At 58.5% G+C, this 16,323-nt stretch carries 12 protein-coding genes; 2 read left to right on the top strand and 10 right to left on the bottom strand.

The window, feature by feature from the left end:
• Positions 1-6: 6 nt before the first annotated feature.
• Positions 7-723, bottom strand: a complete 717-nt coding sequence (locus PMI18_RS15675) for an ABC transporter permease (protein WP_007900385.1) — start codon at positions 721-723, stop codon at positions 7-9.
• Between the two features lie 445 nt (positions 724-1,168).
• On the opposite strand from PMI18_RS15675, the gene PMI18_RS15680 reads away from it, so the two are divergent.
• Both PMI18_RS15680 and PMI18_RS15685 read left to right on the top strand, forming a co-directional pair.
• The gene (locus tag PMI18_RS15680; RefSeq protein ID WP_007900384.1) at positions 1,169-2,752 is read left to right on the top strand and encodes a peptide chain release factor 3; all 1,584 of its coding nucleotides are present in this window, start codon (positions 1,169-1,171) and stop codon (positions 2,750-2,752) included.
• Positions 2,753-3,137: 385 nt separating this feature from the next.
• Positions 3,138-3,353: a hypothetical protein gene (locus tag PMI18_RS15685; protein WP_007900383.1), complete on the top strand. Its 216-nt coding sequence runs from the start codon at positions 3,138-3,140 to the stop codon at positions 3,351-3,353.
• A 178-nt stretch (positions 3,354-3,531) separates the two neighbouring features.
• Here the strand turns inward: PMI18_RS15685 and PMI18_RS15690 are convergent, their stop codons facing one another.
• From PMI18_RS15690 to PMI18_RS15730, 9 genes are all read right to left on the bottom strand, one after another.
• Entirely contained in the window at positions 3,532-4,512 is a 981-nt protein-coding gene (locus PMI18_RS15690; RefSeq protein WP_007900382.1) for a peptide ABC transporter ATP-binding protein, read from the bottom strand.
• A complete protein-coding gene (locus tag PMI18_RS15695; protein WP_007900381.1) occupies positions 4,512-5,480 on the bottom strand; it encodes an ABC transporter ATP-binding protein in 969 nt (322 codons plus the stop codon). The genes PMI18_RS15690 and PMI18_RS15695 overlap by 1 nt, the downstream gene beginning before the upstream one ends.
• 10 nt (positions 5,481-5,490) lie before the next feature.
• Positions 5,491-6,402, bottom strand: coding sequence for an ABC transporter permease subunit (locus PMI18_RS15700; protein ID WP_007900380.1), 912 nt, complete (start codon positions 6,400-6,402; stop codon positions 5,491-5,493).
• Positions 6,403-6,412: 10 nt separating this feature from the next.
• Complete coding sequence (locus PMI18_RS15705) at positions 6,413-7,423, bottom strand: ABC transporter permease subunit (RefSeq protein ID WP_007900379.1); 1,011 nt, start codon at positions 7,421-7,423, stop codon at positions 6,413-6,415.
• A gap of 73 nt (positions 7,424-7,496) precedes the next feature.
• Complete coding sequence (locus PMI18_RS15710; RefSeq protein WP_007900377.1) at positions 7,497-9,092, bottom strand: ABC transporter substrate-binding protein; 1,596 nt, start codon at positions 9,090-9,092, stop codon at positions 7,497-7,499.
• Positions 9,093-9,167: 75 nt separating this feature from the next.
• Complete coding sequence (locus tag PMI18_RS15715) at positions 9,168-10,583, bottom strand: OprD family porin (protein ID WP_007900375.1); 1,416 nt, start codon at positions 10,581-10,583, stop codon at positions 9,168-9,170.
• Positions 10,584-10,752: 169 nt separating this feature from the next.
• Positions 10,753-12,354 carry an ABC transporter substrate-binding protein gene (locus PMI18_RS15720; RefSeq protein WP_007900372.1) on the bottom strand — a complete coding sequence of 534 codons (1,602 nt, stop codon included), beginning with the start codon at positions 12,352-12,354 and terminating at the stop codon, positions 10,753-10,755.
• A 300-nt stretch (positions 12,355-12,654) separates the two neighbouring features.
• Positions 12,655-14,280 carry an ABC transporter substrate-binding protein gene (locus PMI18_RS15725; RefSeq protein ID WP_007900370.1) on the bottom strand — a complete coding sequence of 542 codons (1,626 nt, stop codon included), beginning with the start codon at positions 14,278-14,280 and terminating at the stop codon, positions 12,655-12,657.
• Between the two features lie 258 nt (positions 14,281-14,538).
• Positions 14,539-16,149, bottom strand: a complete 1,611-nt coding sequence (locus tag PMI18_RS15730; protein ID WP_007900368.1) for an ABC transporter substrate-binding protein — start codon at positions 16,147-16,149, stop codon at positions 14,539-14,541.
• Between the last annotated feature and the right edge of the window lie 174 nt (positions 16,150-16,323).

Genomic DNA, 16,323 nt, shown 5'->3' with positions numbered 1-16,323 from the left:
CGAGGCTTAAGACGGGCGCAAGCCGCGTTCGAGCCAGAGGCGGCTGGCGAGTGTCACCAGGCCGTCGAGCAGCAAGGCCAGCAGGGCGGTGCATGCCGCGCCGAGCAGCAGTTGCGGCTGATTGTTCAGGGCGATGCCGGGGAAAATCAGGCTGCCCAGGCTGTTGGCGCCGATCAGGAACGCCAGCGGTGCGGTACCGACGTTGATCGCCAGCGCCACGCGCACGCCGCCAATGATGATCGGCACGGCGTTCGGCAGTTCGACCCGCCACAGCACCTGAGTTGGTGTCATGCCGATGCCAACGGCCGCTTCCTTCAGCGAACCCTGGACGTTTTTCAGGCCTTCATAGGTGTTGCGCACAATCGGCAACAGTGAGGCGAGGAACAAGGCGAAAATCGCAGGGCCGCTGCCGATGCCGAGGATGCCCAGGGCGATGGCCAGTACGGCGAGAGGCGGCACGGTGTTGCCGATGTTGAAGATCTGCATGAAGCGTTCAGCGCGGCCCACCATGGTCGGGCGGCTGAGGAAGATACCGGCGGGTATGCCCACTACAAGGGCGGCCAGCATGGATACGAGGACGAGAATCAGATGAGCTTGCAGGTAAAACAACAAATCGTCGCGGTACTGTTCGATCGTGTTGATGCCAATCCAGTGGACCAGCAGGGCCAGAAGGGCGACGACAACCGCACCTCCTATCAGCCCTTTGCCATAGCGAATAGCCACAGGCGGACTCCTTTTTTCTTTGTCGGCGAACGCAGTCCCGTGTGGCAATGCCATTCCTGGCTGCCGGGAAAACAACGTTCGCGAGAAGCAGCTCTTCATGCTGATAAAACCGCATGAAATCGAGCCATAAGCGCAGCCTCGTCAGGCCAACTTGCTGATTTTTCAGCCCCTGGTACGAGTGCCGTAACAGGGGAGTGGACGCCTCCACCTTTTAAAAGGTTCCATAATTAACAGCATTTAGCCACCGCGTAGGAGCTGCCGAAGGCTGCGATCTTTTGATCTTGATCTTCGGTGGTCTTGAAAAAAACAAGATCAAAAGATCGCAGCCTTCGGCAGCTCCTACAGGGGATGCGGTGTTCGGGAAGCCTTACGGACGGTGGTCCGTAGATGTCGGTTTGCGCTATACTCGCCGCCCTTTTTTGAATCACCTGCCAGGCGATTTCCCATGACCAAACAGGCCGCCGAAGTCGCGAAACGCCGCACTTTCGCCATTATTTCCCACCCCGATGCCGGTAAAACCACCATCACCGAGAAGCTCTTGCTGATGGGCAAGGCGATTGCGATTGCGGGCACGGTGAAATCTCGAAAATCCGACCGCCATGCCACCTCCGACTGGATGGAAATGGAAAAGCAGCGTGGTATCTCGATTACCACGTCGGTCATGCAGTTCCCGTATCGCGATCACATGATCAACTTGCTCGACACCCCGGGCCACGAAGACTTCTCCGAAGATACCTACCGCACTCTGACGGCAGTGGACTCGGCATTGATGGTCCTCGATGGCGGTAAGGGTGTAGAGCCTCGGACCATCGCGCTGATGGACGTTTGCCGTCTGCGTGACACGCCGATCGTCAGCTTCATCAACAAACTCGACCGTGACATCCGCGACCCGATTGAACTGCTCGACGAAATCGAAGCGGTCCTGAAGATCAAGGCGGCGCCGATCACCTGGCCGATCGGTTGCTACCGCGATTTCAAGGGTGTTTATCACCTCGCCGACGACTACATCATCGTCTACACCGCGGGCCACGGCCACGAACGCACCGATGTGAAAATCATCGAGAAGCTCGACTCCGACGAAGCCCGCGCGCACTTGGGCGATGAATACGATCGCTTCGTTGATCAGCTGGAACTGGTGCAGGGCGCCTGCCACGAATTCAATCAACAGGAATTCCTCGACGGCCAACTGACGCCGGTATTCTTCGGTACTGCACTGGGCAACTTCGGTGTCGATCACGTGCTCGACGCCGTGGTCAACTGGGCACCGAAACCGCTGGCCCGTGTCGCCAACGAGCGCACCGTGGAACCGGTTGAAGAGAAATTCGCCGGCTTCGTGTTCAAGATCCAGGCGAACATGGACCCAAAACACCGCGACCGCATCGCCTTCATGCGTATCTGCTCCGGCAAGTACGAAAAAGGCATGAAAATGCGCCACGTGCGCACCGGCAAAGACGTGCGGATCGGCGACGCGCTGACGTTCTTCTCCTCCGAGCGTGAGCAGCTGGAAGAGGCCTTCGCTGGCGACATCATCGGTTTGCACAACCACGGCACCATCCAGATCGGCGACACCTTCACCGAAGGCGAAGTCCTGGGCTTCACCGGCATCCCGCACTTCGCCCCGGAACTGTTCCGTCGTGTGCGTCTGCGTGATCCGCTGAAATCCAAGCAACTGCGTCAGGGCCTGCAGCAACTGGCCGAAGAAGGCGCCACTCAGGTGTTCTTCCCCGAGCGCAGCAACGACATCATCCTGGGTGCTGTCGGTGTGCTGCAGTTCGACGTGGTCGCCAGCCGCCTGAAAGAGGAATACAAGGTCGAGTGCTCGTACGAGCCGATCACTGTTTATTCCGCGCGCTGGATTGATTGCGACGATAAGAAGAAGTTCGAGGAATTCCGGGTCAAGGCTGTGGAAAACCTTGCAGTCGATGGTGGTGGTCACCTGACCTACCTGGCCCCGACGCGGGTTAACCTGGCGCTGATGGAAGAGCGTTGGCCGGATGTGAAATTCAGGGCGACGCGTGAGCATCATTAATCGCTGAGCCGTAACACCCAAAGCCCCGATGCGTAAGCGTCGGGGCTTTTTTATTGACCAATGAATTTCCCTGTGGCGAGAGAGCTTGCTCCCGCTGGGCTGCGAAGCGGCCCCAAAACCATTCACTGTGGTAGTTCAGTCAAACTGCATTCTTCGGGTTTACGTCTGCTGCGCAGCCGAACGGGAGCAAGCTCCCTCGCCACGGGTTATCACTGATTTTGAAATTGCTGTTCGGCATAATTCATATTCCAAACCAATCTCCCCGCCAACGGCATTTTCTGCTACCCGGTAGCGTGCTGTCTGGAGAACCCGGTCAATCGGAACTAAATTTCACTCAGTACCTTTCAGGCATCCACGCGTCACCCAAGAAAGGATGGAATCGACTATGAGTATTTATCAACGAATTGTGTTGTTGCTTAAGGTTTTGGTGATGCTGTCCCTCGGCACGTCGGCGGTGGTGTGGGCAGAGTGTGAGGACCATGAAAAACAGGCCTTGAACGGGCAAGGCGTGCACAGCGAGCAGATGATCGCTGCGACCGAATCAGGCGATGATGATCCAGACGCCGATGAGGAAGAGGATGAGGAAGACACGCAAACGTAAATGACGGACAAAAGAAAACCCCTCGCCGGACTGATACACAATCTGGCGGAAGGGGTCTGGTCAACTCGGTCCCTGTGGGAGCGGGCTTGCTCGCGAAAGCAATCTGTCAGTCGACAGAGATGGTGACTGAAACACCGACTTCGCGAGCAAGCTCGCTCTCATTTTTTCCAGGCCGTTTTTACACCGCGCCGTCGAGGAATTGCTCGGCGTAGTGACAAGCCACCTGACGGGTGTCGACCAGCCGCAGGAGCGGTTCTTCTGTGGTGCAGCGCTCGGTCGCGTACGGGCAGCGTTTGTGGAAGGCGCAGCCCGACGGCGGGTTCAGCGGATTTGGCAGTTCGCCGACAATCTTGATTTTCGGCTTGGTCGGGTCCGGGTGGATGGTCGGAGTGGCCGACAACAGTGCCTGGGTGTAGGGGTGCAGAGGGCGAGTGTAGATGTCCTCTTTCGGGCCCATTTCCACCGGACGGCCGAGGTACATCACCATCACGTGATCGGCGACGTGGCGCACCACCGCCAGGTTGTGGGAGATGAACACGTAAGCGGTGTTGAACTCTTGCTGTAAATCCATGAACAGGTTCAGTACCTGCGCCTGAATCGATACGTCCAGCGCCGAGGTCGGTTCGTCCGCCACCAGCACTTTGGGTTGCAGCATCATCGCGCGGGCCAGGGCGATCCGCTGGCGCTGACCGCCGGAGAACATGTGCGGATAGCGCTGGTAGTGCTCGGGACGCAAGCCCACCTGTTTCATCATCGCCTGGACTTTGTCGCGACGTTCCGAGGCGCTGAGGTTGGTGTTGATCAATAAAGGCTCTGCAAGCTGATCACCGATCTTCTGCCGTGGGTTCAGTGACGCGTATGGGCTCTGGAACACCATCTGCACGTCTTTGCGCAGTTGCTTGCGCTGAGCCTTGTCGGCACCGGCGACTTCCTGCCCGGCGATTTTCAAGGAACCGGAGGACGGTTCTTCGATCAGCGTCAGGGCACGGGCCAGGGTGGATTTGCCGCAGCCTGATTCGCCCACAACGGCGAGGGTCTTGCCGGCTTCCAGTTCGAACGACACACCGTTAAGGGCGCGCACGGTCGCATGCCCCTTGAACAGGCCTCGGGACACTTCGTAGTGACGGGTCAGGTTTCGGGCGGTAAGTACGACGGCCATTACGCCACCTCCTGATTCAACGGGTAGAAGCAGCGGGCGAGGCTGTTGCTTTTCGGGTCAAGGGCCGGACGCTGGGTGCGGCAGTTGTCCTGCACGTAGGGGCAGCGCGGCGACAACAGGCAGCCTTGCGGGCGGTCGTAGCGACCGGGAACGATGCCCGGCAGCGTCGACAGGCGCGCGGCACCCAGGCTGTGTTCCGGAATGGCCTTGAGCAGCGCTTCGCTGTACGGGTGCGCCGGAATGTCGAACAGTTGTGGCACCTGACCGACTTCAACCGCTTGGCCGGCGTACATCACGCACACGCGCTGGGCGGTTTCGGCTACGACCGCGAGGTCGTGGGTGATCAGCACCAGGCCCATGTTCTGCTCTTTTTGCAGGGCCAGCAGCAGGTCCATGATCTGCGCCTGAATCGTTACGTCGAGTGCGGTGGTCGGTTCGTCGGCGATCAGCAGTTTCGGTTCGCCGGCAATCGCCATGGCGATTGCAACACGCTGGCTCATGCCGCCGGACAGTTGATGCGGATAGGCGTCCATACGGCTGGCGGCGCCCGGGATTTCCACTTTTTCCAGCAGTTCGATGGCACGCTTGCGGGCGTCCTTGCGGGACATTTTCAGGTGCAGGCGCAGCACTTCCTCGATCTGGAAACCGACGGTGTAGCTCGGGTTCAGCGCGGTCATCGGGTCCTGGAACACCATGGCCAGGTCTTTGCCGACGATTTTGCGACGTTGACGGTTGCTGAGCTTGAGCATGTTCTGGCCGTCGAAATTCAGCGCGTCGGCGGTGACGATCCCCGGATGCTCGATCAGGCCCATCAGCGCCATCATGGTCACGGACTTGCCGGAACCCGATTCGCCAACGATGGCCAGCACTTCGCCCTTGTCCACGGAAATGTCGAGACCGTCGACCACCGGAACGGCGTTGGCGTCGCCGAAGCGAACGTTGAGATTCTTGATTTCTAACAGTGACATTTGAATCTCCTCAGGCGGCGTTCTTGAGTTTCGGGTCCAGCGCATCGCGCAGGCCGTCGCCCATCAAGTTGATTGCCAGCACGCTGAGCAAAATGGTCAAACCAGGCAAGCTCACCACCCACCAGGCACGTTCGATGTAGTCGCGAGCCGAAGCCAGCATGGTGCCCCACTCAGGCGTTGGCGGTTGTACGCCAAGGCCGAGGAAACCCAGTGCCGCGGCATCGAGAATCGCCGAGGAGAAGCTCAAAGTGGCCTGAACGATCAGCGGTGCCATGCAATTTGGCAGCACGGTGATGAACATCAGGCGTGGCAGACCGGCACCCGCCAGGCGCGCGGCGGTCACGTAGTCGCGGTTCAGTTCGCCCATCACCGCGGCGCGGGTCAGACGAACATAGGACGGCAACGAAACCACGGCGATGGCGATAATGGTGTTGATCAGGCCAGGGCCGAGGATGGCGACAATCGCCACAGCCAGCAGCAAGGACGGCAGGGCCAGCATGATGTCCATCAGACGCATGATGGTCGGGCCGAGCACGCGCGGGAAGAAGCCGGCGAACAGACCCAGCAGAATGCCCGGGATCAGCGACATCACCACCGACGAAAGGCCGATCAGCAGCGACAGGCGCGAGCCGTGAATCAAACGCGACAGCAGGTCGCGACCGAGTTCATCGGTACCCAGCAGGAACTGGATCTGCCCGCCTTCCAGCCAGGACGGCGGGGTCAGCAGGAAGTCGCGGTACTGCTCGCTTGGGTTATGCGGTGCGACCCATGGGGCGAAGATCGCGCAGAAAATCACCAGCAGCATGAACATCAGGCCGGCGACGGCGCCTTTGTTTTTCGAGAATGCTTGCCAGAATTCTTTGTAGGGGGACGGATACAGCAGGCTTTGATCGACTGCTACCGGTGTAGTGAGAGTGGTCATGGTCTTGATCTCAGCGCTGGTGACGAATGCGTGGGTTGGCAAAGCCGTAGAGGATGTCCACTACGAAGTTGACCAGAATCACCAGGCAGGCGATTAACAGGATGCCGTTCTGCACCACGGGATAGTCCCGTGCGCCAATGGCTTCGATCAGCCATTTGCCGATGCCGGGCCAGGAGAAAATGGTTTCGGTCAGGACCGCACCGGCCAGCAGCGTGCCGACTTGCAGGCCGACCACGGTCAGTACCGGAATCAGAGCGTTACGCAGACCGTGAACGAATACCACGCGCGAGGGCGACAGGCCTTTGGCGCGGGCGGTACGGATGTAGTCTTCACGCAGCACTTCGAGCATCGACGAGCGGGTCATCCGCGCGATCACCGCCAGCGGGATGGTACCGAGCACGATAGCCGGCAGGATCAGGTGATGCAGGGCATCGAAGAACGCCCCGACGTCATCGGCTAGCAGCGTATCGATCAGCATGAAACCGGTGCGCGGCTCAATGTCGTAGAGCAGGTCGATCCGCCCGGACACCGGCGTCCAGCCCAGGCTCACCGAGAAGAACATGATCAGGATCAGGCCCCACCAGAAGATCGGCATCGAGTATCCCGCCAGGGAGATGCCCATCACCCCGTGGTCGAACAGGGATCCTCGCTTGAGTGCCGCAATCACCCCGGCCAGAAGGCCCAGGATGCCGGCGAACAACAGGGCGGCCATGGACAGTTCCAGGGTCGCAGGGAATAGAGAGCTGAACTCGGTCCAGACGCTTTCACGGGTACGCAGGGATTCGCCGAGATCGCCGTGGGCCAACTTGCCGATGTAATCCAGGTATTGGGCATACAGGGGTTTGTTCAGACCTAGGCGTTCCATTGCCTGAGCATGCATTTCGGGGTCGACTCTACGTTCGCCCATCATTACTTCCACGGGGTCGCCTGGAATCATGCGAATCAACGCGAAAGTCAGCAAGGTGATGCCGAAGAACGTGGGGATCAATAACCCCAATCGGCGGGCAATAAAACTAAACATCGTGTGGTGTACCTCATCAGCCGGTTAGGCGTGCCCGGCAGCGCTGGGGTCAGCGATGCCGGGCGTTTCTTATCTACTTCACCTGGGTGGTGGCGAAGTTATTCGTGGTGAGGGGGCTAATGTGATAGCCCTCTACGTTGGTGCGCATTGCGGTGAACATACGGGTGTGCGCCATGCTGATCCACGGCTGGTCCTGATTGAAAACAGCCTGGGCTTGTTCGTAGAGCGTCGTGCGTTCGTCCGGGTTCACTTTAGCCCGTGCTTCGTCGATCAGCGCCTGGAACTTTTCATTGCACCAACGAGCGTAGTTTTCGCCGTTCTTGGCCGCCTCGCAACTGAGCATAGGCGTCAGGAAGTTATCCGGATCGCCGTTATCGCCAGCCCAACCGGCGGACACCATGTCGTGCTCGCCGTTTTTCGCCCGCTTGAGCATTTCGCCCCATTCCATGACCCGAATATCGACCTGGATCCCGACCTTGGCCAGGTCGGCCTGCATCATCTGCGCGCCGAGCATCGGGTTTGGGTTGGTCGGGCCGCCGCCGTTACGGGTGAACAGGGTAAACGTGGTGCCTTCCGGTACGCCGGCTTCCTTGAGCAGGGCGCGAGCCTTGTCCAGATCACGCGGCGGGTTGGTCAGTGTATGGTTGTAGCCCAGCAGGGTGTCTGGGTACGGGTTGACCGCCACGGTCGCATTGCCTTTGCCGAACAGCGCGTTGACGTACGCAGCCTTGTCGAAGGCGATGTCGATGGCTTTACGCACGCGCACGTCGCTCATGTACGGGCGGGCGGTGTTCATGGCGACATAGGACACGGTCATCGCGTTCAGCTCATCAACCTTCAGGTTGGTGTCTTTCTTGATGCTCGGGATGTCATCCGGTTTCGGATACAGCGCGATCTGGCACTCGTTGGCCTTGAGCTTTTGCAGGCGCACGTTGTTGTCGGTGGCAATCGCCAGGACTAGCGCTTCAGCCGGTGGCTTGCCACGGAAGTAGTCCGGGTTGGCCTTGAAGCGAACCTGAGCATCCTTGGCGTAACGCTGGAAGACGAATGGGCCGGTGCCGATCGGCTTGTTGTTCAGGTCGCCGGCCTTGTTGGCCTTGAGCAATTGATCGGCGTACTCGGCGGAGTAGATCGAGGAGAAGGCCATGGCGATGTCGGCCAGGAACGGCGCTTCACGGCGGGTCAGGGTGAATTTGACCGTGTTGTCGTCGACTTTCTCGACGCTTTTGAGCAGTTCTTTGAAGCCCATGCTTTCAAAGTACGGGAAACCCACGCTCGACAGTTTGTGCCATGGGTGTTTCGGGTCCAGCTGACGCTGGAAGCTCCAGACCACGTCGTCGGCGTTCATGTCGCGGGTCGGCTTGAAGTAGTCGGTGGTGTGAAACTTGACGCCTTTGCGCAGGTGGAACGTGTAGGTCAGACCGTCGTCGCTGATGTCCCACGACTCGGCCAGTGCCGGGATCACTTCAGTGGTGCCGGGCTTGAAGTCTGCCAGACGATTGAAGATGGTTTCGGCCACTGCATCGGCTGTGACTGCAGTCGTGTACTGGACCATATCGAAGCCTTCCGGGCTGGCTTCGGTACAGACCACCAAGGGTTTGGCCGAGACGCCGACGGCGACACTCAGCAACGCGGCAGCGATGGCCGCTCGTAGGGGAAGCATTTTCATCTAGAGCCCTCTGCAATCGGTTGAACAGAAAAGCCAGACGGCCGACTCATCATGAGTCAGCCGCAGGCATGGGTTTTACAAAATGTTGAACGGGATGGTGGTCACGAGACGGAACTCGTTGATGCTGCCATCAGACTGGTTTTCGCTGGCGCGGTGAGCCGTGTAGGTGGCGCGAATAGCGGTGGCTTTGAGCGGGCCGCTCTGAACGGCGTACGAAGCACCGATGCCATATTCGTAGTGATGTTCGCCGTCCATCGACTGCACGCTGGCGTATTCGCCGCCCTTGTTGTGAGTACCGTCGATGCCCCAGCCGCGAGCCTGGTAGATGTTGAATTTCAGGCCCGGCACGCCGTACTCGGCCATGTTCAGGCCGTAGGCGATCTGGAAGGACTTCTCGTTCGGACCGTTGAAGTCCGACAGCAAGGAGTTGGCCAGATAGATGCCGTTGGTTTCGTGCAGGTAGTCGAAGTATTCGTTACCGTTCACTTCCTGGTACGAGAAGGTCAGGCTGTGGGCCTGGTGGGTCAGACCGAACGACAGGGAGTAGGTGTCGTTGTCGATGTCGCCCAATACGGCTTTACCTTCGTCTACGGTTTTGTAGTAGTTCAGGCCGGTGGTCAGGCTCAATATCGAGCTGTCACCCAATACGTGGCTGGCGCCGAAGTAATACTGGTTCCACATGTCTTCGGCCTGGGTGCCCCACAAGCTGGTGGTCAGGCTGGCAAACGGCTGGTAGGTAATACCGGCGGTGTACACGTGATCGATTTCTACGAGGTGGTCGGCGTACTCGGCACGGAATTTACGCTGGCTTTCTTCGGTACGCGGAGAGTTGCGATCGAAGGTGGCCAGGTCGAACGACAGATTCTCCAGCTCTTCGCTGTGCAGGCTCACACCCTGGAAGCTCGAAGGCAGCGCACGGTTGCCGATAACGTCGACCATCGGGCTGCTGAAATTCTGGCGACCGGCGGTCAGGGTCGTGTTGGAGACGCGGGCCTTAACGTTGGCCAGGCCCAACTTGCTCCACTGACCTTGGGCATCACCGCCTTCTTTGGTCAGGGTGCGGTTATTACCAGGCCTATCCCTATCGAAGGGCACACCGCCGTCAGCAGAGGCCAGGTTTTTGCGATCACGTTCCAGTGCGATGGCGTTGTAAGCCGCAACTTCAGTGCTGAAACCAACGGTACCTTCGGTGAAACCTGAGTTGTACTTGAGGATGGTGCCCTGAACCCAGTTGATACGACGGTCAGTCGTATCCAATGCGCCGTCTTTGTTGTATCGAAATTTGCCGCCGCGCTTCAATTGCTCGTTGGCATACCAGTTCCGCGTACTGCCGGTGATCGATTGGCCTTCGACAAAACCAGTGGCTTCGCTCTGGGCACTTTTCTCTTTAACGGTAACCGGCGTGAACGCCTGGCTCTGGGATTCTGCGTACGCCGTGGCGGTCACGCTGCTGATGGCCAAGGCCAATAACGCGGTGCTGCTCAGTTTCATGGGTGAAGCTCCTTGTTTTCTTTTTTTATGCCGGTCTTTTTTTGGTGAGCGGCTATTTGGTTTGAACTCATTTCACGCAAAGCAAACGTTTGCTATAGGCCTGATTGGCGAATTACGGCAATACGCTTGCGTGAGGGCGCAATCCGCCTCCAGCGTTCTGACTAATCGGTTATTGGTCGATACTGACGCCCGAGAACACGTTACGACCGAAAGGACTCACCTTGAATCCTTCGACTTTGGCGCTCAACGGCTGGTTGACCGTCGAGTGGGCGACCGGCGTGATGGGCACCTGCTGCTTGAGGTACTGCTGCGCCTGTTTGTAGAGCACGGTGCGCTGATCGCGATCGGTCACGACCTTGGCTTGCTTGATCAGCTTGTCGTAAGCCGGATCACACCACATGGAGTAGTTGTTGCCGCCAATGGCATCGCAGCTGTACAGCGTGCCGAGCCAGTTGTCCGGGTCACCATTATCGCCGGTCCAGCCGATCAGGCTGATGTCGTGCTCGCCGTTCTTGGTGCGCTTGATGTACTCGCCCCATTCGTAGCTGACGATCTTGACCTTGAGGCCGATCTTCGCCCAATCCGCCTGGAGCATTTCGGCCATCAGCTTGGCGTTGGGGTTGTACGGACGCTGAACCGGCATGGCCCAGAGGGTGATCTCGGTGCCTTCCTTGACGCCGGCAGCCTTGAGCAGTTCCTTGGCTTTTTCCGGGTTGTAGGCGGCGTCTTTAATCGTCTCGTCGTAGGACCATTGGGTCGGTGGCATGGCGTTGACCGCCAGTTGACCGGCGCCTTGATAGACGGCGTTGAGAATGCCTTGCTTGTTCACCGCCATGTCCAGCGCCTGGCGCACTTCGAGCTGATCGAACGGTTTATGCCGCACGTTATAGGCGATGTAACCGAGGTTGAAGCCGGGCTTCTCGATCAGTTGCAGTTTCGGGTCGTTTTTCAGCGCTGTCACGTCGGCGGGGCGCGGGTGCAGGGTGATCTGGCATTCGTTGGCCTTGAGTTTCTGCACGCGCACCGAGGCGTCGGTGTTGATGGCGAAAATCAGGTTGTCGAGCTTGACCCGGCTCGGGTCCCAGTACTGCTTGTTGCCGCTGTAACGGATGTTGGAATCTTTCTGGTAGCTCTTGAACACGAACGGGCCAGTGCCGATCGGCTTTTGGTTGATGTCGCTCGGCTTGCCGGAGGCCAGCAACTGATCGGCGTACTCGGCGGACAGGATGGCGGCGAAGCTCATGGCGATGTTCTGGATGAACGCGGCGTCGACACTGTTGAGCGTCATCACCACGGTCAGCGGCCCGGTCTTCTCGACCTTGGCGATGTTCTTGTTCAGGCTCATCCCGTTGAAATACGGGAACTCGGTTGGATAAGCTTTTCGGAAGGGTTGCTGCGGATCGAGCATGCGATTGAAGGTAAACAGCACGTCATCGGCGTTGAAATCGCGGGTCGGTGTGAAGTACTTGGTGGTATGAAATTTCACCCCTTCGCGCAGGTGAAAGGTGTACTTGAGACCGTCCTCGGAAATATCCCAACGGGTTGCCAGGCCCGGTACGACGTTGGTGGCGCCTTTTTCAAATTCTGCCAATCGGTTGTACAGCGGCTCGGCGGCGTCGTTATCGGTCGCCGTGGTGTATTGCGCGGTGTCGAAGCCCGCCGGGCTGCCTTCGGAGCAGAACACCAGGCTGTTATTGGCGGCCTGGCTAACGGAAGTGACGGCCAGCAGGCTGGTGCCCAGCAATGCGGATAAAACCAAGGTATGGCGCATGACGCTCCCTCATTTTAGTGTTTAACAATGAGCCTCCGTCCCGTCCGGGGACGTGGGGCTTCATTGATCTCAAACCATCGCGTGCAGCGATTACCGAGAGCCCACGCACAAACTGGTCAGATCCCGACGGTATGAGCCGTAGGTCTGGCAGTAAATGCGTAAATGCCTGAAAGACTCGTAGGAAAAGGCGACGCGTCCTAAGCCTCTGCTGTGGTGCGCAGTGGGTTTGGCTGTCAGTGAATTCCTACTTTCTCGGCAGATAAAGCAACGGCGACGTTAATAACGTCGCCGTTGCAAACCTTATTTGCTGACGCTAACGCCGTAGAAGGAGTTCAAGCCGAATGGGCTGATCTTGAAGTCCTGCACGTTGGCGCGCATGGGTTGGAACACCGTCGAGTGAGCGATAGGTGTCATTGGAACGGCGTCTTTGAGGACGTGTTGCGCCTGTTTGTACAGTTCGGTGCGCTTGGCCTGATCGGTGGTGCGCTTGGCTTCCTTGACGATGCCGTCGAACTTCTTGTCGCACCATTTGGAGAAGTTGTTGCCGCTCAGCGAGTCGCAACCGAACAGCACGTTGAGCCAGTTGTCCGGGTCACCGTTGTCGCCGCTCCAGCCGATGATCATCGCCTGGTTCTCGCCGCCTTTGGAGCGTTTGATGTACTCGCCCCATTCGTAGCTGGTGATCTTGACGTTCAGGCCGATCTTCTTCCAGTCGGACTGCAGCATTTCAGCCATCAGCTTGGCGTTCGGGTTGTACGGACGCTGTACCGGCATCGCCCACAGAACGATTTCGGTGCCTTCCTTGACGCCGGCTTCCTTGAGCAGTGCCTTGGCTTTCTCAGGATCGTACTTGGCATCCTTGATGGTGGTGTCGTAGGACCATTGGGTCGGCGGCATGGCGTTGACGGCCAGTTGGCCCGCGCCCTGATAAACCGAGTCGATGATCTGCGGCTTGTTGACTGCCATGTCCAGTGCCTGACGCACGCGCAGGTCGGCCAGCGGGTTCGGCTCGTTGCTGCCCTTGACCTTGTCCATCACGTTGTAGGCGATGTAGCCCAGGTTGAAACCAGCCTGGTCAGGCATCTTCAGTGCCGGGTCTGCTTTGAGTGCCTGCAGGTCAGCCGGACGCGGGAACAGAGTGATCTGGCACTCGTTCTTCTTCAGTTTCTGGATACGTACCGACGGGTCGGTGGTGATGGCGAAGATCAGGTTGTCGATCTTCACGTCGTCAGGCTTCCAGTAGTCCTTGTTCCCGGTGTAACGGATGTTGGAGTCTTTCTGGTAGCTCTTGAACACGAACGGGCCGGTGCCGACCGGTTTCTGGTTGATATCGGCAGCCTTGCCTTCCTTGAGCAGCTGGGCGGCGTACTCGGCGGACTGGATCGAGGCGAAGCTCATGGCCATGTTCTGGATGAACGCGGCATCAACTTCTTTCAGGATGAACTTGACGGTGTGGTCGTCGACTTTATCGATCTTGGTGATGTTGGTGTCCATCCCCATGTCGGTGAAGTACGGGAATTCGGTCGGGTAGGCCTTACGGAACGGGTCATCCTTGTTAATCATGCGATTGAAGGTGAACAGCACGTCGTCGGCGTTGAACTCACGAGTCGGCTTGAAATACGGGGTGGTGTGGAACTTGACGCCTTCACGCAGGTGGAAGGTGTACGTCAGGCCATCATCGGAAATGTCCCACTTGGTCGCCAGGCCAGGAATCACGGCGGTGCCGCCGCGCTCGAACTGGGTCAGGCGGTTGAACATGGTTTCTGCAGAGGCGTCGAAGTCGGTTCCGGTGGTGTACTGACCAGGATCGAAACCGGCCGGGCTCCCTTCGGAGCAAAACACCAGGTTAGTCGCCGCTTGGGCGAAAGGTGCGCTGGCTAATAAGCTTGCGCCGACTAAAAACGGAATGACCGCGTGTTTAAGCATGGTGGCCTCATGATTTGTTGTCATTTTTGGAATTAGAGGACGACCTCGTGAGTCGACCTGCGGATACTTATGCAGGGGCCATACCCAATGCAAGATCCCGAATGGCTACAAACCTTAAACAGTGGAACGAACGTACCTTAATGTCGCATATGTATAAATTCCCGCGCATTTGACCGTTTGCGCAGGTTTTTTACGGTGCAAATCGCGCACCGACAAGGGGCAACCGGGGCGTCTGGCGCACCCGGTTGGCGCTTGGTGTTACTTATTTATACTCACGCCATAGAAGGGTGTAAGGCCGAACGGGCTGATCTTGAAGTCGGTGACTTCCTTGCGCAGTGGCTGGAACACTGTCGAGTTGGCAACCGGTGTGATAGGTACTTGTTGCTTAAGGATTTGCTGTGCCTGCTGGTACAGTTTGACCCGCTGCTGTTTGTCAGTGGACACCTTCGCTTGCTGCACCAGCTTGTCGTAGGCCGGGTCGCACCATTTGGCGTAATTGCTACCTTTCACCGCAGCGCAGCTGTAGAGCACGCCGAGCCAGTTGTCCGGGTCCCCGTTGTCGCCGGTCCAGCCGTAGATCATCGCGTCGTGCTCGCCGTTCTTGGCGCGCTTGATGTACTCGCCCCACTCATAGCTGACGATGTTGGCCTTGATCCCGACTTTCTCCCAATCCTGCTGGATCATCTGTGCCGACATCCGCGCGTTAGGGTTGGAGGCGCGCTGCACGGTCATGGCCCACAAATTAATGGTGGTACCGGGTGCAACCCCTGCTTCTTTTAGTAGCGTGCGGGCTTGGGTCGGGTCGTAGGGGGCGTCTTTGATGGTTGGGTCATACGACCATTGCGCCGGTGGCAAGGCGTTTTGTGCCAGTTGCCCGGCACTCTGGTAGACAGCCTTGATGATCGCCGGTTTATCGATAGCCATGTCCAGCGCCTGACGGACCTTGAGCTGGTCCAGCGGTGGATGGGTTACGTTGTAGGCGAGGAAGCCGAGGTTGAAACCGGCCTGTTTGAGCACGGTCAGGTTCGGGTCTTTCTCCATGACTTCGATGTCTGCCGGGCGGGGGTAGCCGCTGACCTGACACTCGCCGGCCTTGAGCTTCTGCAAGCGCACGGCGGCATCGGGTGTGATCGAGAAAATCAGGTTATCGAGTTTCACGTCCTCGGGTTTCCAGTAGGCCTTGTTGGCGGCGTAACGGATCTGCGAGTCCTTTTGATAGCGCTTGAACACGAACGGGCCGGTGCCGACCGGTTTCTGGTTGAGGTCGGCGGCTTTGCCTTCCTTTAACAGTTGGGCGGCGTATTCGGCGGACTGCACCGAGGCGAAGCTCATGGCGAGGTTCTGCACGAACGCGGCGTCGATGTTGTTCAGGTTGAAGCGCACGGTGTGGTCGTCGATCTTGTCGATGCTTTTGATCGTGGTGTTCAGGCCCATGTCGGTGAAGTACGGCGACTCGGCGGGGTAGGCTTTACGGAAGGCATTCTGCGGGTCGAGCAGGCGCTGGAAGGTGAACAGGACGTCGTCGGCGTTGAAGTCGCGGGTCGGGGTGAAGTAGTCGGTGGTGTGGAATTTCACGCCGTCGCGCAGGTGGAATGTGTAGCTGAGGCCGTCCTGGGAGACATCCCAACTTGTCGCCAGGCCGGGTTCGACTTCGGTGCCACCGCGTTTGAATTGGGTGAGACGGTTGAAGACGGTTTCGGCTGAGGCGTCGAAGTCGGTGCCGCTGGTGTATTGGCTGGGGTCGAAACCGGCGGGGCTGGCTTCTGAGCAGTAGACCAGGGTGGTGGCGGCTTGGGCGGTTTGTGCGAGTGATGCGGTTGTAGCGAGGGCGAGAGCAAGCAGAAGTGGTTTGACGGTGGTTCTTTCCATGGAGTCCCCGTGGGTTTGGCGGCGGTGTTTTCCTGAGGGTAGCGTTGTTGGTGAGATTGGCGGAAATATCCGTTTGTAAGGGGAACCCCTCTATCTCGGCATATTCAAGCTGGTTGTTGGCTTGACGGCCTTCTAGCCGACCAAGCTCTTGCTGATTGAGTACATATCCGTTGC

Source organism: Pseudomonas sp. GM102 (assembly GCF_000282555.1).
Lineage (GTDB): Bacteria > Pseudomonadota > Gammaproteobacteria > Pseudomonadales > Pseudomonadaceae > Aquipseudomonas.
This window is presented reverse-complemented; position numbering and strand designations above follow the sequence as displayed.

Bases quoted from the DNA above. Each gene is read 5' to 3' on its own strand.
- PMI18_RS15680 (WP_007900384.1), top strand. From the start codon at position 1,169: ATGACCAAACAGGCCGCCGAAGTCGCGAAACGCCGCACTTTCGCCATT.
- PMI18_RS15705 (WP_007900379.1), bottom strand. From the start codon at position 7,423: ATGTTTAGTTTTATTGCCCGCCGATTGGGGTTATTGATCCCCACGTTC.
- PMI18_RS15695 (WP_007900381.1), bottom strand. From the start codon at position 5,480: ATGTCACTGTTAGAAATCAAGAATCTCAACGTTCGCTTCGGCGACGCC.
- PMI18_RS15730 (WP_007900368.1), bottom strand. From the start codon at position 16,149: ATGGAAAGAACCACCGTCAAACCACTTCTGCTTGCTCTCGCCCTCGCT.
- PMI18_RS15690 (WP_007900382.1), bottom strand. From the start codon at position 4,512: ATGGCCGTCGTACTTACCGCCCGAAACCTGACCCGTCACTACGAAGTG.
- PMI18_RS15725 (WP_007900370.1), bottom strand. From the start codon at position 14,280: ATGCTTAAACACGCGGTCATTCCGTTTTTAGTCGGCGCAAGCTTATTA.
- PMI18_RS15715 (WP_007900375.1), bottom strand. From the start codon at position 10,583: ATGAAACTGAGCAGCACCGCGTTATTGGCCTTGGCCATCAGCAGCGTG.
- PMI18_RS15685 (WP_007900383.1), top strand. From the start codon at position 3,138: ATGAGTATTTATCAACGAATTGTGTTGTTGCTTAAGGTTTTGGTGATG.
- PMI18_RS15700 (WP_007900380.1), bottom strand. From the start codon at position 6,402: ATGACCACTCTCACTACACCGGTAGCAGTCGATCAAAGCCTGCTGTAT.
- PMI18_RS15710 (WP_007900377.1), bottom strand. From the start codon at position 9,092: ATGAAAATGCTTCCCCTACGAGCGGCCATCGCTGCCGCGTTGCTGAGT.
- PMI18_RS15720 (WP_007900372.1), bottom strand. From the start codon at position 12,354: ATGCGCCATACCTTGGTTTTATCCGCATTGCTGGGCACCAGCCTGCTG.